Raw genomic sequence first — 23872 nt, forward strand, 5'->3', positions numbered from 1 at the left:
CTTAGTTAGAATGGGTTTAAAAATAGTCTAGAGACTTATTACGCTTTCGCGAAAGCGCTCTGCATACTCTGCAATAACATTTTCATCAAAGTAAGGCTCTTCATCAATACGACCTATTACGCTTGCGCCACTCATTTTTTTAATAATAGCCTCTGTGGTAGGATGCTCATCTCCAGAAAATATAATACCACCTATCTCAAGATTACGTGCCTTGAGTAATTCAATAGTCATCAGTGTGTGATTAATACTCCCTAGGTAATGACGCGATACTACAATCACTTTATCTGTTGGCCTTATTACATCTGCAATGGTTTCGGTTTCATTTATAGGGACTAGTAAGCCGCCTGCACCCTCAATTACAAGTGAATTTGTAGTTTCTGGTCTTTTGATTTTATCTACGGTAACGGCTACATTATCTATAGCAGCAGCCGCGTGTGGACTCATAGGTGTCTGTAAAGCAAAACTGTTATCGTGATATTGCGATATTTCATTTTTAACTAATCGCTTGACTTTGTGAGTATCACTATTATCAAGATCTCCTGCCTGTACTGGCTTCCAGTAATCTGCCTGTAAGGCCTCTGTAACAATGGCTGCAGCAACTGTCTTCCCCACATCTGTAGAAATCCCTGTAATGAAATATGTAGCTTGTTTATCTTTCATCCTATATTCTTTTGTAATTCAACAAAGCTCTTTAATGACCGAACTTGTTTAATACTATAATTGGCTTTTTATTAATTCTAGAAGTTCAGTAACTTCATCTTTACTGTTATATGCGTGCAAACAAATACGCAGGCGCTCTTGACCTTGAGGCACTGTGGGCGATAAAATAGGCTTGACGTTAAAGTTGTTTTCTTTTAGCTTTCGCGAAAGCGTCTTTACCGCATCATTACCACGTATCACACCACAATGTATGGCAGAGTCACTATCTATAAAGAGCTTACCTAGAGCTAGTCTTTGTACTTCGGCCTTAAAATGATTTATAAGCTTGCGCAAGTTCACAACCTCTGGCGCATCCTCATTTGTAGGTTCTAACAATTGCTCATAAGCACTTAATATAATCGCAAGTGAATGTGGAGGCAGCCCAGTAGTATAAATAAAAGACCGTGCAAAATTTACCAGATAGCTCCTCAAAGCCTCACTACCTAAAATCGCGGCTCCGTGCGCACCCATCCCTTTACCAAAGGTTATAATGCGTGCAAAAACTTTATCTTCTAGATGGAGTTCTTGTACGAGTCCGGCGCCTTGAGGCCCCAGCACAGCGGTTGCGTGTGCTTCATCTATAATGAGGTGTATGCCATTTTTCATACAGATGTCTGCAATAGCAAGAAGGTCTGGCGTATCACCATCCATAGAAAAAACAGACTCGGTCACAAGGTATAGTTCGATGGCACCTTCTTGATCATCTAGGTGATGCATCTCTCGCAACCTAGAGACCAGCTTTTTTATACTGGCGATATCGTTATGCTTAAACTTATAGCCTCTAGCTGGGCTCATCTGTATACCATCTCGTATACTAGCGTGTATATACTCATCGTAGAGTATAAGATCTCCGCGCTGTGGCACACTCTGAAAGAAGCCCACGTTTGCATCATACCCGCTATTAAAAACAAGTGCGCTCTCAGCTTTATGAAAATCTGCTAGCATCTCCTCCGTGCGAGCATATAGCTTGTGATTACCAGACAGCAATCTGCTCCCTGTGGCTCCATTTGCACTAAGCTGCTCTTCTTGCAATATAGCCTGAGCGCGTGCTGTAATTTTCTGGGCGATGCTACTATTACTAGAAAACCCTAAATAATCGTTTGACGAGAAGTCAACGAGATTTGCTGGAGGCGTGAGCACTCGTAGTGCTTGCGTAGCTTTTCGAGCATCTAGTTTTTTCTGTAATTTTTTTGGTAACATATGGTAAAGATACTTCACCAATGTGACATTTTGTAGGGATAGAAGTGCCGTTAGTTTCTTACTTTTAAAATCTAAACTTTCCTTTATGAGATTACTTCTTATTGCATTGCTCTTAAGCTCCTTTTGTATCGCTCAAACTAATGAGTATAGCATCTCCTTTGAGAATGCCGTACATCACGAGGCTAGCATTGCTATCACCTTCCCAGAACTTAAACAGAAGATCGTTACCGTACGTATGAGTAGATCATCACCGGGACGTTACGCCATACACGAGTTTGCAAAAAATGTATTTGACTTTAAGGCAACAAATAGTAAAGGAGAAATACTAGAGGCAACCAGACCAGATCCATACTCTTGGGAGATTAAAAATCACGATGGAGAAATAAACGTATCCTACACACTCTTTGCAAATAGGGCAGATGGTACGTACTCACAAATAGATGAGTCACACGCACACCTCAATATGCCTGCTACATTTATGTTTATGGAGGGAGAAGAGGATCGCCCTATCAAGATAGACTTTAATGTAAGGAAAGACTTAAACTGGAAAGTTGCTAGCCAACTCAAAAAAGTCTCACAAACAACATTTACAGCACCAGATTTACAATACTTTTTTGACAGCCCTACAGAGGTAAGTGATTACCAGTTGCGAGAGTTTATGGTAGACGGTAAAAACATACGCTTTGCATTGCATAGTGATGACAGTGCAGAAGATTTTGACGCCTACTGGAAAAAGGTAAAAGCCATTGTACTTGCACAAAAAGAAGTGTTTGGAGAGTTGCCTGCCTATGATTTTGGCGAGTACACCTTCCTTGCCTGTTATGCTCCTCACGTATCTGGTGATGGAATGGAACACCGCAACAGTACGATACTTACCGATAGAGAATCACTAGCAGCTGGTGGTATGGAAGGCAATATAGGAACGGTTTCTCACGAATTTTTTCACTCGTGGAATGTCGAGCGCATACGCCCAGCAGATCTCGAGCCCTTTGACTTTACCGCAGCAAATATGAGTGGCTCTCTATGGTTTGCCGAAGGTTTTACAAGTTACTACACTAACTTAATTCTTGCTCGCGCAGGCGTTATCACCAGTGAAGATTATGTAAAAGGACTCAACCGAACGTTCAACTATGTATGGAACTCACCTGCCCGCGATTATTTTAACCCGATTGAGATGAGTTACCAGGCACCTTTTGTAGATGCCGCGACCTCTGTAGATCCTGTAAATAGAAACAATACCTTTATCTCATACTACTCTTATGGAAGTGTGCTGGGTCTTGCGCTTGACCTCTCACTGCGCCAGCAAGGGCTTAATCTAGATGACTATTTTAAAGCGGTGTGGAATCAGTTTGGAAAAAAGGAGGTCTCATACAGTATTCGAGATCTTGAAAATGTGTTAGCTGGGTATGCGGGTGACGCTTTCGCGAAAGCGTTCTTCTCTCAATACATTTATGATAGTCAGATGCCAGATTATCAAAACCTACTATCAAATGCGGGACTTACAATAACACAAGACAAAAACAAGCCTTATCTAGGACTACGTGTAAACGCCTCTGAAAGCGGATTACGTATTGCTAGCCCAACTTCAAAAGGCTCGCCTGCTTATGCTGCAAAGCTTAATAAAGGAGATCTTATAACTGCAGTAGATGGAGAAGCGATAACGACTGTAGATGCCTACAATGAGCTAGTTAAAAAGCTCACTGTAGGCCAAACGATTGCAGTGACTTATAAACGTTTTGGTAGCGAGGCAACCACAAATCTAACAGTAAGCGCAGATCCTACCTACACCATCGCCACAGATAAAAATGCAGGTAAAAAAGCCCGTAAGCTCAAAAAATACTGGCTACAAGAAAAGTAAAGCCCATCTTTCAGGGTTATATCCCCAGTACTAAAAATAGTGCTGGGGATTTTTTATGTGTGATTTTTAAATAAAATTATTGTTTTTCAATAATTTTTATATATTTGTTATTGTAAAACGATAATAAAATGAAAACTATTTAAATAAATCTGATGAATAAACTTAAAATATTATTTGGCATAATTGCACTACTACTTTTTGGTTACACCATAGGAATTATACAGAGTATTATTCTATTAGATAATTATCAATTAATAGTAGATGCTAGAAAAAGTGAAATGATCTTTGGTGAATTTGATTACTTCATAGATAAGTTATTGATTATATCCATTTGTGCCGGCCTCATCATTTGCCTTAAGTGTATTTATGAAATTTTGAAGAAGGGTTTTTTTACAACTATTTCTAAAAAGCATATGAAATATGCAGGTTATATCTTTTTAATTGTTGGAACTATTTCTGCCATTCTTGACAGTATACGGTTCTTTGCTGGTAACCTGAGAGGAGTACTACTAAACAATATTTTAATAGGATTGCTAGTAGGACTACTTGGCTTCATAGTACTTATCATAGCAGATATGGCTCGAACGGGCTACCAACTCAAGTCTGAAAATGATTTAACAATATAATTTTCTATTATGAAAAACATAAAATTACTTCTGGGTGTAATTGTAGGTTTACTTATTTTAAATCTTGCTAAGGTCATCTTCAATATCACTTTTTATAACTCCTTAGATGATCTTCTCAATGCAGATGGTGAAGGTCATTTACTCATCATAACTTATGTAGCAACTATCATTGTGCTATGTGCAGCTCACTTACTTGTCGCTAAGGGACTGTGGTTTATGATACAATATGGATACTTTAATTTGAGAAGTATAAAGGTGCTCAATTTTGGAGCTGTAGCCTTTATCGCATACGGTATTATTTCGCTTTGCTGGAGATTATATCTAATGAGCTATTTTAACCAAACTGAAACTAACGAAGCGCCTCAAATGGTCATTAATGCCTTTGAGAATAGCTACACGATCATATTGGGGCTAGCCATCATAACAATCACTACGGTATTAAAGGATGCACACGTCCTCAAATCTGAAAACGATTTAACCATATAACCTATGCCTATAACGATAAATTTAGACAAGGTGCTTGCAGATCGTGAGATGAAGAGCAAAGAACTCGCAGAAATCATAGGCATCACCACAGCAAACCTTTCTATACTCAAATCTGGTAAGGCAAAGGCAGTGCGCTTCTCTACGCTTGAGGCTATCTGTAAGGCCTTAGATTGTCAACCTGGCGATATACTAGAGTATTCCACATAAAAAGCTCTTATAGCTATTTCCAAAACAATAAAAAAGCCCAAATTCTCATAAGAATTTGGGCTTTTAATAATGTATGTTAATGCGCTTTAATCTGCTAGCACAATCACTTTATTGTTGTTCATCTCTACAGTACCACTAGTAATTACAAGTGACCACTTACCGTCTGGTGTTTTGGTAAATTTACCCTCTTGGCCATCGGCTATAGTAGGATTTCCTTCAAATTTTACAGTACCTGCTACTAGTAAAGAAACAGTTGCTGCGTGATTATCTAACATTTGGTATTCACCATTAACACCTGGTACGGTAACCGATGATACTTCACCGCTTACTAGAGATGCCTCTGGAGTTACAATTTCTAAATGCATAGTTTATAATTTATAGTACGCTTTCGCGAAAGCGTAATTAAAAATCTCTTAAGCCTCTTGAAGCATTTTTTCTCCTGCTTCGATTGCCTCTTCGATAGTTCCTTTAAGGTTAAATGCTGCTTCTGGAAGGTGATCTAACTCTCCGTCCATAATCATATTAAATCCTTTGATAGTTTCTTTAATATCTACCAGTACTCCTGGGATACCTGTAAACTGCTCTGCTACGTGGAATGGCTGAGAAAGGAAACGTTGTACACGACGTGCACGTCCTACTGCCATTTTATCTTCTTCAGATAATTCTTCCATACCTAAGATGGCAATAATATCTTGAAGTTCTTTATAACGCTGTAAAAGCTCTTTTACGTTTTGTGCACACTCATAGTGCTCATTACCTAAGATATCTGCAGTAAGGATACGTGATGTAGAGTCTAGTGGATCTACCGCTGGGTAAATACCAAGCTCTGCAATCTTACGTGAAAGTACTGTAGTTGCATCAAGGTGAGCAAAGGTTGTTGCTGGTGCTGGATCGGTAAGGTCATCTGCAGGTACGTAAACCGCTTGTACAGATGTAATAGATCCTCTCTTTGTAGAAGTAATACGCTCTTGCATCGCACCCATCTCTGTTGCTAGTGTAGGCTGGTAACCTACGGCAGATGGCATACGTCCAAGAAGTGCAGATACTTCTGATCCTGCTTGAGTAAAACGGAAGATGTTATCTACGAAGAAAAGTACATCTTTTCCTTGTCCTTCTCCTGCTCCATCACGGAAGTACTCAGCTATAGTAAGTCCAGAAAGTGCAACACGTGCACGTGCTCCTGGTGGTTCGTTCATTTGTCCGAATACGAAAGTTGCTTTTGAGTCTCTCATCGCAGTTTTATCTACTTTAGAAAGATCCCATCCACCTTCTTCCATAGAGTGCATAAAGTCATCTCCGTATTTGATAATACCAGACTCAAGCATCTCTCTTAAAAGGTCATTTCCTTCACGTGTACGTTCTCCTACTCCTGCAAATACAGAAAGACCACCGTGACCTTTTGCAATATTGTTAATCAACTCCTGAATAAGTACTGTTTTACCTACTCCTGCTCCTCCAAATAATCCAATCTTACCTCCTTTTGCATAAGGCTCAATAAGGTCAATTACTTTAATACCTGTAAAAAGTACTTCTGTAGATGTTGATAGGTCTTCAAATTTTGGTGCGCTACGGTGTATAGGTAAACCTGCATCTCCAGTTTTAGGAAGATCATCCATACCATCAATAGCATCACCTATTACATTAAATAGACGACCATAAATATCTGCCCCAATAGGCATTTGTATAGCAGATCCTGTTGCAACAGCATCCACCCCACGGCTTAATCCGTCTGTAGAGTCCATTGAGATTGTACGTACTGTATTCTCTCCAATGTGTGACTGTACTTCAAGAACTAATTTTGTTCCGTTTGAGTTTGTAACTTCTAGTGAATCGTAAATTTTAGGTAACTCAGTTCCGCTCTCAAAAGCGACATCTACTACTGGGCCTATAATTTGTGCAACTTTACCTGTAACTTGTGACATTAGTCTCTATATTAATGTTTAGCAAAATAATAGCGAAAAACTTGTCGTTTTTCGTCGTGCAAAGATACTGTTTAATTTTTTATGCAAAAGTGTAAAGTGTAAGTTTTTGAAGTGCTTTTTTTAGTGATGATTACGCTTTCGCGAAAGCGCACTAAAAACTAGGGGTTACGGTTATTACCTGTGATAATTTCTATGACAAAAACTATTTCGCTCAGCCAAAATGTAGTGTATAAAAAAAGGATATTTTAAACTTGAGTTTAAAATATCCTTCTAAAAAATTCTAATTATTTACTACCTACTCTACCGTAACTGACTTTGCAAGGTTACGTGGCTGGTCTACGTTTTTATCAAGCATCAAAGCGATGTGATAAGACAGTAATTGCAGCGGTATGGTTGCAAGTATAGGTGTGAGTGGCTCAAGTGTTTCTGGTATTTCGATAATGTGATCTGCAAGGCGTTTTACCTCTGTATCACCTTCTGTAACAATACCTATTATTTTACCACTACGTGCTTTAATCTCTTCAATATTACTAACCACTTTCTCATAATGGCCTTTTCTCATAGCGATTACAAAAACTGGCATCATCTCATCAATAAGAGCGATAGGCCCGTGCTTCATCTCTGCAGCTGGGTATCCCTCTGCGTGTATGTATGAGATTTCCTTGAGCTTTAATGCTCCTTCTAGCGCTACTGGGAAGTTGTATCCACGACCTAGGTAAAGTGCATTAGGCGCATCTTTATATTGTGCTGCTACGAGCTCTGCTTGATCATTACACTTAAGAGCTTTCTCTACCTTCCCAGGTATTCTCTCTAGTTCTTGAAGGTAACTTCTAAACTCTGACTCTGCCATCTTACCTGTAGCTTGCGCTAGCCTAAGTGCGATAAGCGTAAGTATGGTAATCTGTGTTGTAAATGCCTTTGTAGATGCAACCCCAATTTCTGGACCTGCGTGTGTATAGGCCCCAGCATCTGTAATTCTAGATATAGATGAACCTACTACGTTACAAATTCCAAATACAAATGCTCCTTGTTTTTTGGCAAGTTTAATAGCCGCCATTGTATCTGCTGTTTCACCACTTTGTGAGATAGCAATTACCACATCATCTTTAAAGACAACCGGGTTACGATATCTAAACTCTGAAGCATACTCAACCTCTACAGGAACGCGAGCAAATTCTTCAAAAATATACTCCGCCACAAGACCTGCGTGCCAAGAAGTACCACAGGCAATAATGATAATACGACGAGCGTTTTTAAACTTCTCGATATTATCATCAATACCTGCCATTTTAATTATACCTTCTTTTACAAGCATACGCCCACGGAAGGTATCTTTAATAGCTTGAGGCTGCTCATAAATTTCCTTAAGCATAAAGTGATCATAACCACCTTTTTCTATTTGCTCAAGATTAAGCTGAAGCTCCTCTATATACGGATCAACTAAAGAATCATCTTTAATCTTACGTACTTTTAATTTTTTATGATTGCGTATTACCGCCATCTCACCATCTTTAAGATAGATGGTTTTCTTTGTATACTCGATAAAAGGAGTCGCATCTGATGCAATAAAAAACTCATCTTCTCCCACACCAATCGCAAGCGGACTTCCTAATCTTGCCACAACAATCTCGTCTGGCTTCGTCTTATCAAAAACTGCAATTGCATAGGCACCTATAGTTTGATTAAGTGCTATTTGCACAGCCTTACCAAGCTTTACACCTTCGTTTTTCTTGACATCCTCTATTAAGTTAACAAGAACTTCTGTATCAGTATCAGACTCAAAAGTATAGCCACGCTTAATAAGCTCTTGACGTAGTGGGTCGTAATTTTCAATAATACCATTATGGATTATTACTAAATCTCCAGAATTTGAAAAGTGAGGGTGGGAGTTAACATCGTTAGGCACTCCGTGAGTGGCCCATCTTGTATGACCTATTCCTATACCACCAGTTGTAGTAATATCTGCTTCGAGCTTAGCTCGTAAGTCTGCAACTTTCCCTTTTGTTTTAGAAAACTTCACATCCGTTCCGTCATATAATGCTATACCTGCACTATCATAACCCCTGTACTCAAGCCTTTCTAAACCTTGAACAACTACAGGATAAGCTTCTCTATGACCTATGTAACCTACAATTCCGCACATATGTGATTTTATTTTTTAAAGTCCTAATGCTATACCACAAGGGCTAGTAGGATCAATTTCTTCTGTTATTGTGTAATACAATCTCAATTTTAATTTCTTTTCTTCATCAGAACTTGCACTTCCATGTAATATAGTCCCCTCCGGTGAAATCACTCCAGAGAATGGAACTCGCTGTCCATCTTGGACACCTCCCGTACCACCGATAAGCGCAGTGTTATCAATTGTTACATTTTGTGAGACAGATAAAGCTAATCTTACATTTGTGGAGTCATTCTTAATAATATTGTTGATGTGTTGTGTAAGTCGTATTCTATAACTAACACCGTTACTTGAAAGATCACCATCAACCTCTCTAGAAAGCCTACCTAAGTGGTTTGTTCTAGTATTTACAGCTCCACCCTCTCCTGTTGAGTTATCTATAAGAGCATCTAGCAACGTAGCATTATTATCATAGTCATAAATAAATAATCGCTCAGGCTCTAGCTCGCCACTACTTCCAGCATTTAATTCATCTTGCTGAACGTAAAATTGCAAATTGGCTTCATTTACAATAATATTACACGCTCTTAAAGCCTCTAACTGATCTGCAACACCGTTATCGTCCTCATCTGCACCAAATAAATCAATTAAGGCAATACTACCATCCCCACCTTTTACATATAAATTTTCTTCACCGTCAACAATGTTTTGAGACTCATTAAAACTCGTAGACCCTATAGGGCTCTGACTAAAATCATTTTCATATGCGATTGCACGTACACCAGAAGATCTTAAGGATATATTTCCCGTTCCGGTTGATACTACTTCTCCAGAATCATCTATAGTAGAGTCCTCATTAGTAAAAGAATAATATATAGTTACATTTAAGTTTGCCACATCAAATAGGATAGCACTTCCCTTATCATCAATAGCTTCTGCTTTTAAATATAAACCTCTAAAATAATCGTTAACCGTATTTTGATTTAACAAAGTACCTTGACCTTCTTGGTCTATGATTGCTTGTTTCCAATAATCTAAGACAGCCGCATCGTCAGCATTTCCACTTGTGTATGAAAGTCTAATTCTTGGACTCAATCTATCTATCTCATTAGTTCCATCTGGATCACCAGCATCGTCAAGATTTGGCGTAGTTAATACGATTTCGCTATCATCTAGAACAAAACCTTCTGCTTGCGTTCCATTAGGCAGCGAATCACGCACTTCAAATAGCAAATCTCCTTCTACTCCTTGAAATTCAGAAACCTCATTAGAATAATAAATTGCTGAGCTTTCGAAATCTTCGGCTGGATCTAAACTATTTAAAAAGAAATTTGATCTGTAAACAGACAATTTCATTTGACCTGGAGTGTTCCCAAAAATAGAGTCTAATGAATACGTAGAATTTCCATCTGTATCGGTTTCTTCTAATGTAGAATAATATGGAAGTGAGAAAACAACAGAATCAATTTCAGTATCATCACCAAAATCTGGATCATTACTAGACAGAGAAACCTGTGTTAGTAATGAACTCGTTGTCGATCCATAAGTAGGGTCTTTATAAAAACCAATAACTCCCACTGATGTACCACTAGTTTGCACCCCATTAAAACCTGAAGCATCAGCATAATTACGACTGTAAGCTGCAATTTTTAAATCTTGAGCAAGCTCTGTATCAAAATTAACCTCTCCTACAATACTTGTTCCAATAGAACCAAAATCGTCCTCACAGGAAATAATCAACAGCGCAAGCCCCATAACCATGGCTGCTTGCTTAAGCATTTTATTCAATCTCATAATTAGTCTATTCTTCTAAAACTTGAGTAGTGTAAAAATCTTCGTAAGCCTGAGGGAACTCCTCTTTCTTCTTATACGGCAAAACAGGAATTTTGGTCGTATTAAGAATTTTCATCAAGTCCTCATTTAATTCTTGAGAACCTACTATTGCAGCATCACTATTCTTGATAGTAACTTTCATAAGGTTTTCGTAAGTAGGATTTTCTAACTCTTGTATAGACTCTGGATCAATACCATCAAAAGCTACTTTATTAAGAAGCTCTTCATTTAAAGCTCCTTCAAAACCTTGGTTGTAAATAGAAGTTACAATTTTACTTTGCGCAAATAAAGGCTCACTCGCATAGTAATGCTTTAAGTATAGAGGCAATAGAGATGCTAGCCACCCTTGTACATGTATAATATCTGGAGCCCAGTTTAATTTCTTTACCGTCTCCACAACTCCTTTTGCAAAGAAAATGGCGCGCTCATCATTATCAGGGAAAAGATTTCCCTCTTCATCTGTAAAAGTCGCTTTACGCTTAAAATACTCTTCGTTATCTATAAAGTACACTTGAATACGCTCCTTCGGTATTGAGGCGACCTTAATTATAAGAGGCATATCAAAATCATTGATAACCAAGTTCATTCCAGATAATCTAATTACTTCGTGTAGTTGATGTCTACGCTCATTAATATTACCATAACGTGGCATAAAAATGCGTATTTGCCCACCCTTGGAATTAACCATTTGAGGGGCTTCAAACGACATAGAGGCAATCTCGGTCTCTGGGAGGTATGGAATCACTTCAGATGACACGTACAATATCCTCTTATCTTTCATATATGTAAAAATTAGGTTGTTAATCTATTCAAAAAACACGCAAAAGTACAAATTTTTACGCACTTAGTCTTAATATTAGTAAGTTTGCATCCCGTTAAAATTTTAATAAATTGCAAGCAATAACAGCTCATAAACAGATTTCTAAGATCGTCCATCAAGCAAAAAGCAATGGCAAATCCGTAGGTTTTGTCCCTACAATGGGCGCCCTACATCATGGACATGCATCACTTATTGATTATGCACTCAAAGATTGTGCCCTAATTGTAGTAAGCATTTTTGTTAATCCTACACAATTCAATAACGCCTCAGATTTAGACAAGTATCCTCGCACTCTCGATAAAGATCTAGACTTTCTAGCCCATTATGGAGATAAAGTGGTGGTCTATGCACCAACAGCTACAGAGGTTTACGGTAATGAAGTCTCCTCTACCCCTTATAATTTTGGAGCCATAGAAAAGGTTATGGAGGGAGAGCACAGGCCAGGACATTTTGATGGTGTAGGCACTGTTTTAAACCTGCTTTTTAGACAAATAAATCCGGACAAAGCATATTTTGGAGAGAAAGATTATCAACAACTTGCTATTGTACGCAAGCTGGTAGAAAAAGAAAAACTACCTCTAGAAATTATAGGCTGCCCTATTCACAGACAAGAAGACGGCCTTGCCATGAGCAGTCGTAATGCACGACTTACTGAGAACCAACTTGCTATTGCACCTTTTATTTATGAGGTACTCCAGTATGTGAAGAATAATTTTGACACACACTCTGCGCTACAATTGAGGAAGTATGTTTCAGCGGCTTTTGAGAAAAAAGAAGGCCTCGACCTTGAATACTTTGAGATTGCAAATATTAAAAATTTAAGTACGCTTTCGCGAAAGCGTAAAAATCAACAATACCGAGCTTTTCTTGCCGTTTATGCTGGTGAGATTAGACTCATAGATAATATAGCCCTAAATTAAACTTATTATTACCTTTGTACTATGCTAGTAAATGTTGTAAAATCAAAAATACACCGCGTTAAAGTAACGGGTGCCGAGTTACATTATATTGGAAGTATTACCATTGATGAAGACTTGATGGACGCTTCAAATATAATTGAAGGAGAACGTGTACAAATTGTAAACGTAACAAACGGAGAGCGTCTTGAGACATATGCAATCCCTGGACCAAGAAAGAGTGGAGAAATCACCTTAAACGGTGCTGCTGCTCGTAAAGTTGCAAAAGGAGATACGCTTATCTTAATTGTATATGCTTTTATGGAAGTAGAAGAAGCAAAAAAGTTTAAACCTACTTTATGCTTCCCTAATGAAGAAACAAACTTGCTCAACTAACGTTGATAAGTAACAAACATAAAAGTCTCGCACTTAAAATTATACTCCCACTTGTGGGAGTTTTTTTGGTTTGGTACCAACTTAGTAAAATGACTGCGGTAGAGCGCAGTGATATGTGGGAAGCGATAAAAATGGTAAATCCTTTATGGATTGTCATCTCGCTGCTATTTGGTTTATTTAGTCATTTTTCTCGAGCTTACCGCTGGAAATATTTACTAGAACCTTTAGGGTACAAGCCTAAGTTCATCACCAGCTTTATGGCTATTATGATTGGCTATTTTGCAAATACATTTATTATTAGATCAGGCGAGGTTTTAAGAGGGGTGAGTCTTTCAAATACAGATAATATTCCTTTTGAAAAAGCCTTTGGAACTATTGTAGCAGAGCGCATTGCAGATCTCATCGTACTGCTACTCATCATGACTACCGCCGTAATATTACAATCTACAGCGCTCGTAGCTTATTTTCAAGAGAATGCAAATCCCACTGGTTTTATCATACTACTTGCTGTAGGTCTTACTGCTGGAATTTTTGGTTTACGATTACTCAAAAAGTCTTCACATCCCTTGATTCAGAAAATTAGAAACTTTGGACTCGGACTTCTTGATGGGGTAAAAAGTATTTTAAACATGCAGCACAACACTTCATTTATACTACATACTTTATTTATATGGGGTATGTATATAGGTATGTTTTGGATCATGAAATATACGGTACCTGGCACTGCAGAGGCTCCACTAGGGGTTATTCTAGCTTCCTTTGTAATAGGTGCATTTGCAATGAGTGCTACAAATGCTGGAATGGGTCTATATCCTATAGCTATGGCTGCAATATTTACCTTTTTTGGATACGAAGATGGCGCAACCTTTGGCTGGCTCCTTTGGGGAACCCAAACTATTTTTAATGTAATTATAGGAGGTATTTGCGCACTTATCTTACTGCTTATTAAAAGACGGTAATTTTTCATATTTTAGGACTATCCAAATAACTAAAAAGTTATTCCCACATGAAAATAAACCTACTTACTCTAATACTCTGTGTTTACAGTGTACTAGCTTCTTCTCAAATTGACTACAAAGAGATTCAATCAGAAATTCTAGGCACATCCAGACAGCTTAAAATACAGTTACCTCGCAATTATGATGAGAATATAGAAAAATCATATCCTGTAATTGTAGTTATGGATGGCGATTACTTATTTGAGCCCGTAGCTGGTAATGTAGATTATTATAGCTACTGGGAAGAAATGCCACAAGTAATTGTAGTAGGTATTAATCAAGTAGACAGTAGAGATGATGATACATTTTATGATGATGTAAGCAACCTTCCATCTGATACTGGGGCTTCATTCTTTGAATTTTTAGGCTTAGAAGTAATGCCTTATCTTGATGAAAATTACAGAACTAGTACGTTTAGAATTGCAGTAGGGCATGACATGACCGCAAATTTTATGAATTACTACTTAATGAAAGATCCTGCGCTTTTTCAAGGATACATTTCTTTAAGTCCAGATCTCGCACCACAAATGGAAGAACGCCTTGTTGCTAGATTAGGACAAGCAAAGCAAAAAATATTCTATTACCTAGCAACAGCAAGTGACGATATAAGTGTACTACGCGATCCTATTATTCAACTAGACGCTCAGATGAAACAGGTTCAAAATGAGAATGTTCAATATAATTTTGACAATTTTGACGGAGCAACGCACTACTCACTTGTGGGTCGCGCTATACCAAAGGCATTAGAAAACATGTTTTCTATATATCGCCCTATTAGCAAAAAGGAGTATAAGGAGAAGATACTACCTAGCGAGTCTCCTTATAACTACCTTATAGATAAGTATGCAACGGTAAAAACACTTTTTGGCTTAGATGATGCTATACGCATTAATGATTTTATAGCAACATCTACAGCGCTGGAGAAAAAAGGAGATTGGGAAGGTCTTGAAGAGCTTGGAAAACTTGCTCGCAAGCAATACCCACAAACTATGCTAGGGAACTACTACCTCGCACTATCACTAGAGAAGTCTGGAGAACCTAAGAAGGCAATGCGCGCATATCAAAATGCTTTTTTACTAGAAGAAGTATCATTTCTTACTAAAGATTTAATGCTAGAAAGAGCAGACCAAATCAAACAAGACTTTGGCTATTAACCACCTACAACATTTGTTTTTTTATAGCGTTTGCTTATACTTTAGTTTAGACATTATTTAAATCAAAATAATTTTAAAAGGAGGTTTGATTCCCTAATTTTGCAAGTACATTACTCATTTTATGGCCAAAATAAAAACTACCTTTTTCTGTCAAAACTGTGGCACACAGCATGCCAAATGGCAAGGCCAGTGTAATGCTTGTAAACAATGGAATACCATTGTTGAGGAGGTTGTACAAAAAGCAGACAAAAAGGATTGGAAGTCTGAAACCGCAAAGGTTTCTGGACTTACTCGCACAAGCAAACCACTTAAGATTGCCGATATTTCTACAGCTTCTGAGGCTAGAATGAATACTAAAAATGGCGAACTTAACCGTGTTCTAGGTGGTGGACTAGTACCTGGGTCTCTTACTCTTCTAGGTGGAGAACCTGGAATAGGAAAAAGTACTTTACTACTACAGATATCACTAGCGCTACCTTACAAAACACTCTACGTCTCTGGAGAGGAAAGTCAGCAGCAAATAAAAATGCGTGCTGAGCGCATTAATCCAGAAAGCGACCAGTGTTATATTCTTACAGAGACAAAGACTCAAAATATCTTTAGGCACATAGAAGAGATGCAGCCAGATATTGTAATTATAGACTCTATACAAACGCTACATTCTGATCATATAGAAAGTACCGCTGGGAGTATCTCACAAATACGTGAAACCACTTCAGAGCTGATACGATTTGCTAAGGAAACAGCAACACCTGTGATCCTTATAGGTCATATTACAAAAGATGGGAATATTGCTGGTCCAAAAATTCTTGAACACATGGTAGATACCGTTCTCCAGTTTGAAGGAGATCGCAACCACGTTTATAGAATTTTAAGAGCTCATAAAAACCGTTTTGGGAGCACTAGCGAACTAGGCATCTATGAGATGCAAGGCTCAGGATTGAGAGAAGTGAGTAATCCAAGTGAGATTCTCATTTCAAAGAATGATGAAGACTTGAGCGGGACAGCAATCGCAACCACAATGGAAGGGATGCGACCGCTTATGATAGAGATTCAAGCGCTTGTGAGTACCGCCGTCTATGGAACACCACAACGTAGCTCAACAGGATACAATGTAAAGCGACTCAATATGCTTCTCGCTGTATTAGAAAAACGAGCAGGTTTCAAACTAGGCGCAAAAGATGTTTTTCTCAACGTGACTGGAGGAATCACTGTAGATGATCCTGCTATAGATCTGGCAGTGGTAGCGGCAGTGCTATCGAGCAACGTAGATATCCCCGTAGATAAGTCCATGTGTTTTGCAGCAGAGATAGGTCTCGCAGGAGAAGTACGCCCCGTAAACCGTATTGAACAACGTATTGTAGAGGCAGAAAAACTAGGCTTTACAAGTATTGTGATTTCAAAATATTGCAAGATACCTGATACTAATTATCACATCAATGTGATTAAAGTAGCCAAAGTTCATGATGTCGTGAGACATCTTTTTGGATAAGCCACTAGATAAACGAGCATCATTTTACAGAAGTATTTAAAAACGTTCACATATCATCAATTGCGTCAATATCTGACTAATTCTTGTATGCACATGGCACCTTTTCTGCATATTGGCTGCTATGCTTAAAAAGATTCTATACGCCTTATTACTTCTTGCCATCGTAAGTTGTAATCAAATTCAAAAAGTCACAGACGCCATCACGCAACCTACGGCTCGCGAAGTTTACGCTCGTGGTTTTGAGAAAGATGATAGTATTTACAACTCTTGGAATTACGCTTTCGCGAAAGCGTGAAAAGAAAAAGGCACGCTTTACAGCGCACCTTTTTTACATACTACAATTCTATTTTATTATGGCGCAGGGTTTGGTATTGCTGCGTGCACCTCGTCTATCGCTTTTAAAACCTCTTCAGATAGTGTGATATTTGCACTACCGATGTTTTCTTTAAGTTGCTCCATACTTGTAGCCCCTATAATATTACCAGTCACAAAAGGTCTATCTGTCACAAACGCAAGTGCCATTTGTGTAAGACTCAATCCATGCTCATCTGCAATCTTTTTGTAACGACGTGTTGCTTCAAATGCGTTGTCGTTATGGTAACGATTGTAGTTAGGGAACAAAGTCACACGTGCATCTTCTGGATAACCGTCTAGATATTTTCCTGTAAGCTGTCCAAAACCAAGAGGAGAATATGGTAGTAAACCTACATTCTCGCGATGTAAGCCTTCTGTAAGACCTATCTCATCCTTTCTATTAAGAAGGTTATAAGGATTTTGAACGGTTACAACCTTTGGCGCACCTTTTCTAGCTTCCTCTACAAAACGCATCAAGCCAAAAGGAGATTCGTTAGAAAGTCCTATATTTCTAATTTTCCCTTGCTTGACATAGGTGTTTAGTGATTCAAGAATCTCTGCAATGTTATCATTCCACTGCTCATCTGGATTGTGAGTGTACCCTCGTTTTCCAAAGAAATTTGTGTTACGCTCTGGCCAGTGTAATTGGTATAAATCAAGATAATCCGTCTGGAGACGTTTTAAGCTCTTATGCAATGCATCATCTATAGCTTCTTTAGAAAAACCGAGGTTATCTCTTACAGAAGCAAATGTTGGGCTAGGGCCAGTAATCTTTGAGGCAAGAACAATCTGATCTCGATTCTTATTTTTGGCTAGCCAATTTCCTATCACTTTTTCTGTTGCGCCGTACGTTTTCTCTTGAAAAGGCACGCTATACATCTCTGCAGTATCAATAAAGTTGACACCCTGAGTAAGTGCATAATCCATTTGCTCATGACCTTCGGCCTCCGTATTCTGGCGCCCCCATGTCATTGATCCCAAACAAATTTTTGAGACTTTTATATCTGTATTTGGTATTGTTGTGTATTTCATAAGTCCGCTTTAATCTTTTTCAATAAGTTGGTTCATTCTCACTACGACCGTCTTTCCCCACATATCACCTAGACGTTGTCGCTTTTCTGTATTACCTATTACAATAATTGCAACAAGACCAAATAAGAACATATCTATAGGATCCATCAAATGTCTTTTTAATGATTCTCCAAACGTAAGGTTCCTTTGCAATCCACTAACTGGAAGAACCTTTAACCTGACAATAGAATTACCTAATGTGCCACCTAAAAAGACTTCAAAACCTACAGTAAATACTAGCCAAAACAACATAGGTACTAAAGCTGGCAAACCGTTGAGATGATACGTCCCATCTAAATCTGGCTTTCCCAATAAGAAAATTAGAAAAAAAGCAATTAAATAGATTATCACATAATCAATTAGGCCAGCGCAAAAACGTCGTTTTAAATTAGTATCGTATTTCAAATTCCTTCTTTATCTAATCAATATCATTAAGTAAAGCAGTCACCTCATCAAGTTTAGGCGTTAGGATTACTTCTATACGCCTATTTTTTGCTTTGTTCTCTGCAGTGTCATTTTCAGCTACGGGAGCATATTCTCCACGGCCCGCTGCTGTTAGATTCTTAGGGTCTATATCTCTGTTTGTGCGTAAAATTTCAACAATAGCTGTTGCTCTTTTTGCAGAGAGGTCCCAGTTTCCAGCTAGATTTCCGCTACCTCCGTAAGGCACATTATCTGTATGTCCCTCGATAAGAACAGCGATGTCGGGATTATCTGCTAGCACGCTACCTAATTGCTTTACCGCCTTTGTTCCGTTTGCGCCTACGGTCCAGCTACCAGAATCAAATAAAAGTTTATTCTCAAGTGATACATATACTTTACCATCACGCTGCTCTACGGTAAGCCCTTTTCCTTCAAAGTCTGTAAGTGCCTTTGAGATAGATTCTTTAAGCGCTCTCATTGTGGCATCTTTTGCTGCAATTACACCTTCTAGCTCATCTACTCTCGCAGAGCGATCTGCAAGATCTTTTTCTAACTTCTCAAGACGATTACGTTCTGCTTCAAGAGCAGCAGTTTTTTCTGCAAGATCGTTTTGTTTTGTCTCTAGTTCGGCTAGAAGTTGTCTGTTTTTCTGAGAATTTTCGGCTATAGTCGCACTACTATTGGATTCTAGTGCGTTATAACTTGCTTGTAGTTGTTCTAGATTAGCTTTCGCGGAAGCGTACTCACCTTCTAACTCCTCTACTCTAATCATACTTGAGGCTAGATCTTTTGACACCTTATCATAAATCTCATTCCTTTTCTTGAGCTCGGCTTTTAAGTCCTTTACATTATCCTCAAGGCTACGGTTATCCTTGCGCAGCCTACTATAGCTTGCTTCAAGATCTTTAAATTTTTTTGCAGGAACACAAGAAGCAAGTGTACTTACTGCAAGCAGTATGAGAAGAGATTTTTTAAACATTGTATTCATATATTTTAAGATAATTTTAGTTCTACCATATGAGGGCAGTGGTCACTGTGCACAGCATCAGAGAGAATCACAGCTCGTTCAATATTATTTCTTAGCGGCTCGCTTACCATATTATAATCTATGCGCCATCCTTTGTTATTTGCTCGCGCATTTGCACGATAACTCCACCAAGTATAATTGTCTGGCTCCTTGTTAAGATGACGAAAAGAGTCTATAAAACCACTGTCCATAAAATTACTTATCCACTCACGCTCTACGGGTAAAAAGCCACTCACGTTTTTATTACGCACGGGATCATGAATATCGATAGCTTCGTGACAAATATTATAATCGCCACCTATCACAAGATTAGGCACATCCAGCTTGATCTCGTTTACATAATCTTGTAATAACGACATGTATTCCAGTTTATGCTCTAAACGAGCACTATTTGTACCTGAAGGTAAATACATGCTCATCACAGAAACATCATCAAAGTCTACTCTTATGTTTCTACCTTCAAAATCCATGGATTCGATTCCCGTTCCATAAACTACATTTTTAGGCGTTTTCTTCGTGAGAATAGCCACGCCACTGTATCCTTTTTTTTGTGCACTAAACCAGTAATGCTCATAACCTAGGCTTTCAAAAACTGCTGTATCTACTTGGTCTGGCGTTGCTTTTGTCTCTTGCAACAGCACCACATCTGGATCTGTGTGTTGCAACCAGGTGGCAAAATCTTTGCGCAAAGCTGCACGGATACCGTTTACGTTATAAGAGATAATTTTCATAGTATGCTGTATTGGACTGCTAAGTTATAAATTAGGTTTTTCCACTCCTCGTAAAAAACTTATAAAGTTTACCTTTGAGTCATTGTAATATTTACCTCAGCCTAGAGTTTTACTATTGATGCGCGTATTTTACACAGTTCTTTTATTATTATGCACCAGTGCTGTTCTAGCACAACAGACGCGTACCAAAAGAATTGCAGTAAGAGACTCAATACTTTTAGACTCTGTAAGTATTAATCCATCCTTATTTAGAATTACTACGCTACAAGGCACAAGTATAGACAGTACAGCTTATAGTGTTGATTATGGAAAAAGTATCCTTACGCTTAGCGCGAAAAATGGAGCACTTCCAGATTCTCTCATTGTAACTTACAACGTTTATCCAGATTTTCTCACGCGTGCTTACTCACAGTATGACTCTAGCCAAATTGTGACGAGTACTGGGAGCCTTAATAAGGTAATAAGCCTAGGTGAGGACAGGAGAACAAATACTGTCACTCCATTTTCTGGCCTTAACGTGAGCGGAAGTATACTGAGAGGAGTCGCTTTAGGTAATAGCCAGAACAGCACTTTAAACTCAGAGCTAGACTTACAAATAAGCGGAAAGCTAAGTGAGCGCGTTACCTTACGCGCTTCTATACAAGATGCAAATATACCCAGCCAGCAAGGCGGATACTCTCAAAACCTGGATGAGTTTGACCAAGTGTTTATCGAGCTATTTTCTGACAATTGGAATATAAGAGCTGGTGATATCAATCTAGAAAACAAGGACACCTACTTCGGCAGATTTACAAAAAAAATCCAAGGCTTATCCCTAGGTGGCACCTTGAATCACTCAGATGATAAACAAACAGACTTACATGCTTCTGGAGCTTTAGTGCGAGGTGTTTTTACACAAAGTACATTTATAGGGCAAGAAGGAAATCAAGGCCCTTATAAACTTACGGGACCTAATGGTGAGCTATTTGTACTCGTAGTCTCAGGAAGTGAGACCGTTTATGTAAATGGCATCCCGCTTACACGTGGAGAAAATGAAGATTACATTATCGATTATAATGCTGGGGAGATTCGATTTAATGCCACCTACCCCATCACTAGTGAGATGCGTATTAATGTTGCTTATCAATTTTCTGAGCGACGTTACACGCGCTTTCTGGCGTATGGAGGAGGAAGCTTTCGCGAAAGCGATAAACTCAAAATATCTGCTCACGTATACTCAGAAAGTGATGCTAAGAACCAACCACTACAACAAAATCTCACCTCCGAACAGGTTTCTATTTTACAAGAAGCTGGTGATGATATGCAAGAAATGATTGCTCCTAGCGCAATCACAGACACCTTTGATGAAAATAAGATTCTCTACAGACAGATTATTGTAAATGGAGTCGAGGTTTTTGAATTTAGCGCTAATCCTGAAGAAGAACTATTTCAAGTACGTTTTACTAATGTAGGAGAAAACCAAGGAGACTACATTTTAAGCACAACAAATACTTTACAGCGTACTTTTGAATATGTTGCCCCTATAAATGGTATTTCGCAAGGTTCTTTTGCTCCTCAAGTACAACTTTTTGCTCCTACGGTCTTACAATTAGGCGTAGTAAATGGAAGCTACACACCTTCAGAAAAAACTACAATAAACTTTGAAGCTGCAGGAAGTAATAATGACACAAATACATTCTCTACGCTAGATGATGACGACAATAATGGTTATGCTGCACATGTAGACGTAAATCAGCTGCTTTATAAAAAGGATAGTTTATCTAGCTTTCGTGCTTTTGGAAGTTGGGATTTTATACAAGAAGATTTTAGAAGTATTGAAGGGCTTTACAATATAGAATTTAACCGAGATTGGAATGTCGAGAACTCACTAGCACAAGCTGGAGGAACCTTATTAGGAACTCAACATTTTACTACGGTAGGACTCAATTATGCTCATGCAAAACAGGGTGCAATTACCTATCAATTTCAACATCTAAATTTTCAAGATGCTTATAATGGTTACAGACACAGCTTAAATGCCTACTGGGAACTTGGCAATTTGAGGACTGCGATTAATGCAAGTACGCTTAGTACAGATGATGTACAACTCAATACAGACTTTACACGAGCAGACGTAAATGCAATTTATGGTTTCAAAAAATCATGGATAGGCGCTTCATTTAATATGGAGGACAACGTTAGAATCACAAAGAGGAATGACTCTATAACGGCAAATAGTCAGCGATTTAGTGCTTACAAAGCTTTTGCCGGTGTGGGAGACAGCACAAACGTCTATATGGAAGCTGGATATAAATATCGTATAAATGATAGTGTGCGACTCAATCGTATAACACGAGTAAATACATCTAACACCTATTACTTAAAATCTCAATTGATAAAAAATGAGAAAACAAACATCTCACTCTTTCTAAATTATCGTAATCTTAGTTATGAAGATCAACAAGAAGATGAAAACTCGCTCAACTCAAGACTACTTTATAATCAGCGATTTGCAAATGATATCATCCGACTTAACACTGTTTTTGAAACTAATAGCGGCACCCAACCTCAGCAAGAATTTACTTTTATTCAAGTAGACGAAGGTCAAGGAACCCATACATGGAATGATTACAACGGAGATGGCATACAAGAGCTAGATGAATTTGAGATAGCTCAGTTTCAAGATGAAGCAGATTATGTGAGAATACTACTCCCAAACCAAGTATTTGTAAGAACTCACCAAAACAGATTAAGCCAGCAACTCACACTACAGCCTGGGCAGTGGTCAGGACTCAAGGGAATAAAAAAGTTTCTTTCCCACTTTTACAATCAGTCTAGCTATATCTTAGATAAAAGAGTATTGCGCACTGATAACAATTTTAGCCTGAACCCATTTAATGAGGATGACGATGAAATAGGCGCTACGGTCAACTTTAGAAATACGTTATTTTTTAATAGAGGAAAGCAGCGTTATACTACCTCCTATTCATTTCTGTCAAATACATCTAAAATTCTTCTCTCTACAGGATTACAGGAAAGTGTAGTACAAAGTCATCAACTCAACTTTCTACACAAAGTAAAAGAGAGCTGGCTCTTTAATGCCAGAGGAGAACTAGGCTCTACCGAAAGTAGCGCAGAGAATTTTAGCTCTCGTAATTTTAGTATAGATAACTTTGGTGTTAATCCTAAACTCTCATATCTCTTTGGCAAACAATCGAGGGTTTCACTGTTTTATGAATATCAAAATAAAAACAACACGACTGGAGAGCAAGAACAACTTGACCAACAGAATCTTGGTATCTCATTTGCATTAGCAGATTTAGAAAAAGTATCATTAACTGGGGAGTTTAAGTATATCAATAACGATTTTCGCGGAAGCGCATTTAGTCCAGTTGCATATCAGATTCTAGAAGGGCTACAACCAGGAACAAACTTTACTTGGAATGCAATTGCACAGAAGAGGATAACTAAATTTTTAGATTTGAACGTCTCTTATTTTGGTCGTAAAAGTGAAGAAACACGAACTATCCATACAGGTAACATTCAGATTAAGGCTTTCTTCTAAATTTTAACGACCT

22 protein-coding genes are annotated in these 23872 nt (G+C 38.3%); 11 read left to right on the forward strand and 11 right to left on the reverse strand.

Annotated elements, in window-relative coordinates; all coding sequences use genetic code 11:
• Positions 1-27: 27 nt before the first annotated feature.
• Together bioD and D017_RS04145 are read right to left on the reverse strand one after the other, a co-directional pair.
• Entirely contained in the window at positions 28-660 is a 633-nt protein-coding gene (gene bioD, locus D017_RS04140) for a dethiobiotin synthase (protein ID WP_035334807.1), read from the reverse strand.
• Positions 661-714: 54 nt separating this feature from the next.
• Positions 715-1899 (reverse strand): aminotransferase class I/II-fold pyridoxal phosphate-dependent enzyme, encoded by a 1185-nt coding sequence (locus D017_RS04145; RefSeq protein WP_035334809.1) that lies wholly within the window; start codon positions 1897-1899, stop codon positions 715-717.
• A gap of 85 nt (positions 1900-1984) precedes the next feature.
• Here D017_RS04145 and D017_RS04150 point away from each other — a divergent pair, with 85 nt between their 5' ends.
• From D017_RS04150 to D017_RS04165, 4 genes are all read left to right on the forward strand, one after another.
• Positions 1985-3757, forward strand: coding sequence for a PDZ domain-containing protein (locus D017_RS04150; protein ID WP_035334810.1), 1773 nt, complete (start codon positions 1985-1987; stop codon positions 3755-3757).
• Positions 3758-3909: 152 nt separating this feature from the next.
• On the forward strand, positions 3910-4383 hold the full coding sequence (locus D017_RS04155; RefSeq protein WP_035334811.1) for a DUF2975 domain-containing protein: 474 nt from the start codon (positions 3910-3912) through the stop codon (positions 4381-4383).
• 9 nt (positions 4384-4392) lie between these two features.
• Entirely contained in the window at positions 4393-4869 is a 477-nt protein-coding gene (locus tag D017_RS04160; RefSeq protein ID WP_035334813.1) for a DUF2975 domain-containing protein, read from the forward strand.
• 3 nt (positions 4870-4872) lie between these two features.
• Positions 4873-5076: a helix-turn-helix transcriptional regulator gene (locus D017_RS04165; protein ID WP_035334814.1), complete on the forward strand. Its 204-nt coding sequence runs from the start codon at positions 4873-4875 to the stop codon at positions 5074-5076.
• Positions 5077-5162: 86 nt separating this feature from the next.
• On the opposite strand, the gene D017_RS04170 is transcribed toward D017_RS04165, so the two are convergent.
• The 5 genes from D017_RS04170 to D017_RS04190 all read right to left on the reverse strand — a co-directional run bounded on the left by D017_RS04170 (position 5163) and on the right by D017_RS04190 (position 11734).
• Complete coding sequence (locus D017_RS04170) at positions 5163-5441, reverse strand: F0F1 ATP synthase subunit epsilon (RefSeq protein WP_035334815.1); 279 nt, start codon at positions 5439-5441, stop codon at positions 5163-5165.
• Between the two features lie 48 nt (positions 5442-5489).
• Positions 5490-6998 carry a F0F1 ATP synthase subunit beta gene (gene atpD / locus D017_RS04175; protein ID WP_035334816.1) on the reverse strand — a complete coding sequence of 503 codons (1509 nt, stop codon included), beginning with the start codon at positions 6996-6998 and terminating at the stop codon, positions 5490-5492.
• Between the two features lie 295 nt (positions 6999-7293).
• Entirely contained in the window at positions 7294-9141 is a 1848-nt protein-coding gene (gene glmS / locus D017_RS04180; RefSeq protein WP_035334817.1) for a glutamine--fructose-6-phosphate transaminase (isomerizing), read from the reverse strand.
• 15 nt (positions 9142-9156) lie between these two features.
• Entirely contained in the window at positions 9157-10914 is a 1758-nt protein-coding gene (locus tag D017_RS04185; protein ID WP_081804629.1) for a DUF4270 domain-containing protein, read from the reverse strand.
• A 7-nt stretch (positions 10915-10921) separates the two neighbouring features.
• The gene (locus D017_RS04190; protein ID WP_035334819.1) at positions 10922-11734 is read right to left on the reverse strand and encodes a glycogen/starch synthase; all 813 of its coding nucleotides are present in this window, start codon (positions 11732-11734) and stop codon (positions 10922-10924) included.
• A gap of 110 nt (positions 11735-11844) precedes the next feature.
• On the opposite strand from D017_RS04190, the gene panC reads away from it, so the two are divergent.
• From panC to D017_RS15330, 6 genes are all read left to right on the forward strand, one after another.
• Entirely contained in the window at positions 11845-12693 is an 849-nt protein-coding gene (panC, locus tag D017_RS04195) for a pantoate--beta-alanine ligase (protein ID WP_035334820.1), read from the forward strand.
• 21 nt (positions 12694-12714) lie between these two features.
• Positions 12715-13065 carry an aspartate 1-decarboxylase gene (gene panD / locus D017_RS04200; RefSeq protein ID WP_013750424.1) on the forward strand — a complete coding sequence of 117 codons (351 nt, stop codon included), beginning with the start codon at positions 12715-12717 and terminating at the stop codon, positions 13063-13065.
• Between the two features lie 53 nt (positions 13066-13118).
• Positions 13119-14024 (forward strand): lysylphosphatidylglycerol synthase transmembrane domain-containing protein, encoded by a 906-nt coding sequence (locus tag D017_RS04205; protein ID WP_051583944.1) that lies wholly within the window; start codon positions 13119-13121, stop codon positions 14022-14024.
• A 47-nt stretch (positions 14025-14071) separates the two neighbouring features.
• A complete protein-coding gene (locus D017_RS04210) occupies positions 14072-15217 on the forward strand; it encodes an alpha/beta hydrolase-fold protein (RefSeq protein WP_035334821.1) in 1146 nt (381 codons plus the stop codon).
• Between the two features lie 121 nt (positions 15218-15338).
• Positions 15339-16709: a DNA repair protein RadA gene (gene radA, locus D017_RS04215; protein WP_035334822.1), complete on the forward strand. Its 1371-nt coding sequence runs from the start codon at positions 15339-15341 to the stop codon at positions 16707-16709.
• Between the two features lie 121 nt (positions 16710-16830).
• Positions 16831-17004 carry a hypothetical protein gene (locus D017_RS15330; protein ID WP_160164956.1) on the forward strand — a complete coding sequence of 58 codons (174 nt, stop codon included), beginning with the start codon at positions 16831-16833 and terminating at the stop codon, positions 17002-17004.
• A 56-nt stretch (positions 17005-17060) separates the two neighbouring features.
• Here the strand turns inward: D017_RS15330 and D017_RS04220 are convergent, their stop codons facing one another.
• Genes D017_RS04220 through D017_RS04235 form a run of 4 tightly spaced genes read right to left on the reverse strand, consistent with a single transcriptional unit; the run spans position 17061 to position 20315 of the window.
• Entirely contained in the window at positions 17061-18095 is a 1035-nt protein-coding gene (locus tag D017_RS04220; RefSeq protein WP_035334824.1) for an aldo/keto reductase, read from the reverse strand.
• A 9-nt stretch (positions 18096-18104) separates the two neighbouring features.
• Positions 18105-18539 (reverse strand): RDD family protein, encoded by a 435-nt coding sequence (locus D017_RS04225; protein WP_035334826.1) that lies wholly within the window; start codon positions 18537-18539, stop codon positions 18105-18107.
• A gap of 13 nt (positions 18540-18552) precedes the next feature.
• Positions 18553-19536, reverse strand: a complete 984-nt coding sequence (locus D017_RS04230) for an OmpA family protein (protein ID WP_035334827.1) — start codon at positions 19534-19536, stop codon at positions 18553-18555.
• A gap of 14 nt (positions 19537-19550) precedes the next feature.
• Entirely contained in the window at positions 19551-20315 is a 765-nt protein-coding gene (locus tag D017_RS04235; protein WP_035334829.1) for an exodeoxyribonuclease III, read from the reverse strand.
• A 118-nt stretch (positions 20316-20433) separates the two neighbouring features.
• Between D017_RS04235 and D017_RS04240 the strand changes: the two genes are divergently transcribed.
• Entirely contained in the window at positions 20434-23859 is a 3426-nt protein-coding gene (locus D017_RS04240; RefSeq protein ID WP_035334831.1) for a hypothetical protein, read from the forward strand.
• Positions 23860-23872 lie beyond the last annotated feature (13 nt).

Origin of the sequence: Dokdonia sp. PRO95, from assembly GCF_000355805.1 — a bacterium.
Classification (GTDB): Bacteria; Bacteroidota; Bacteroidia; order Flavobacteriales; family Flavobacteriaceae; genus Dokdonia.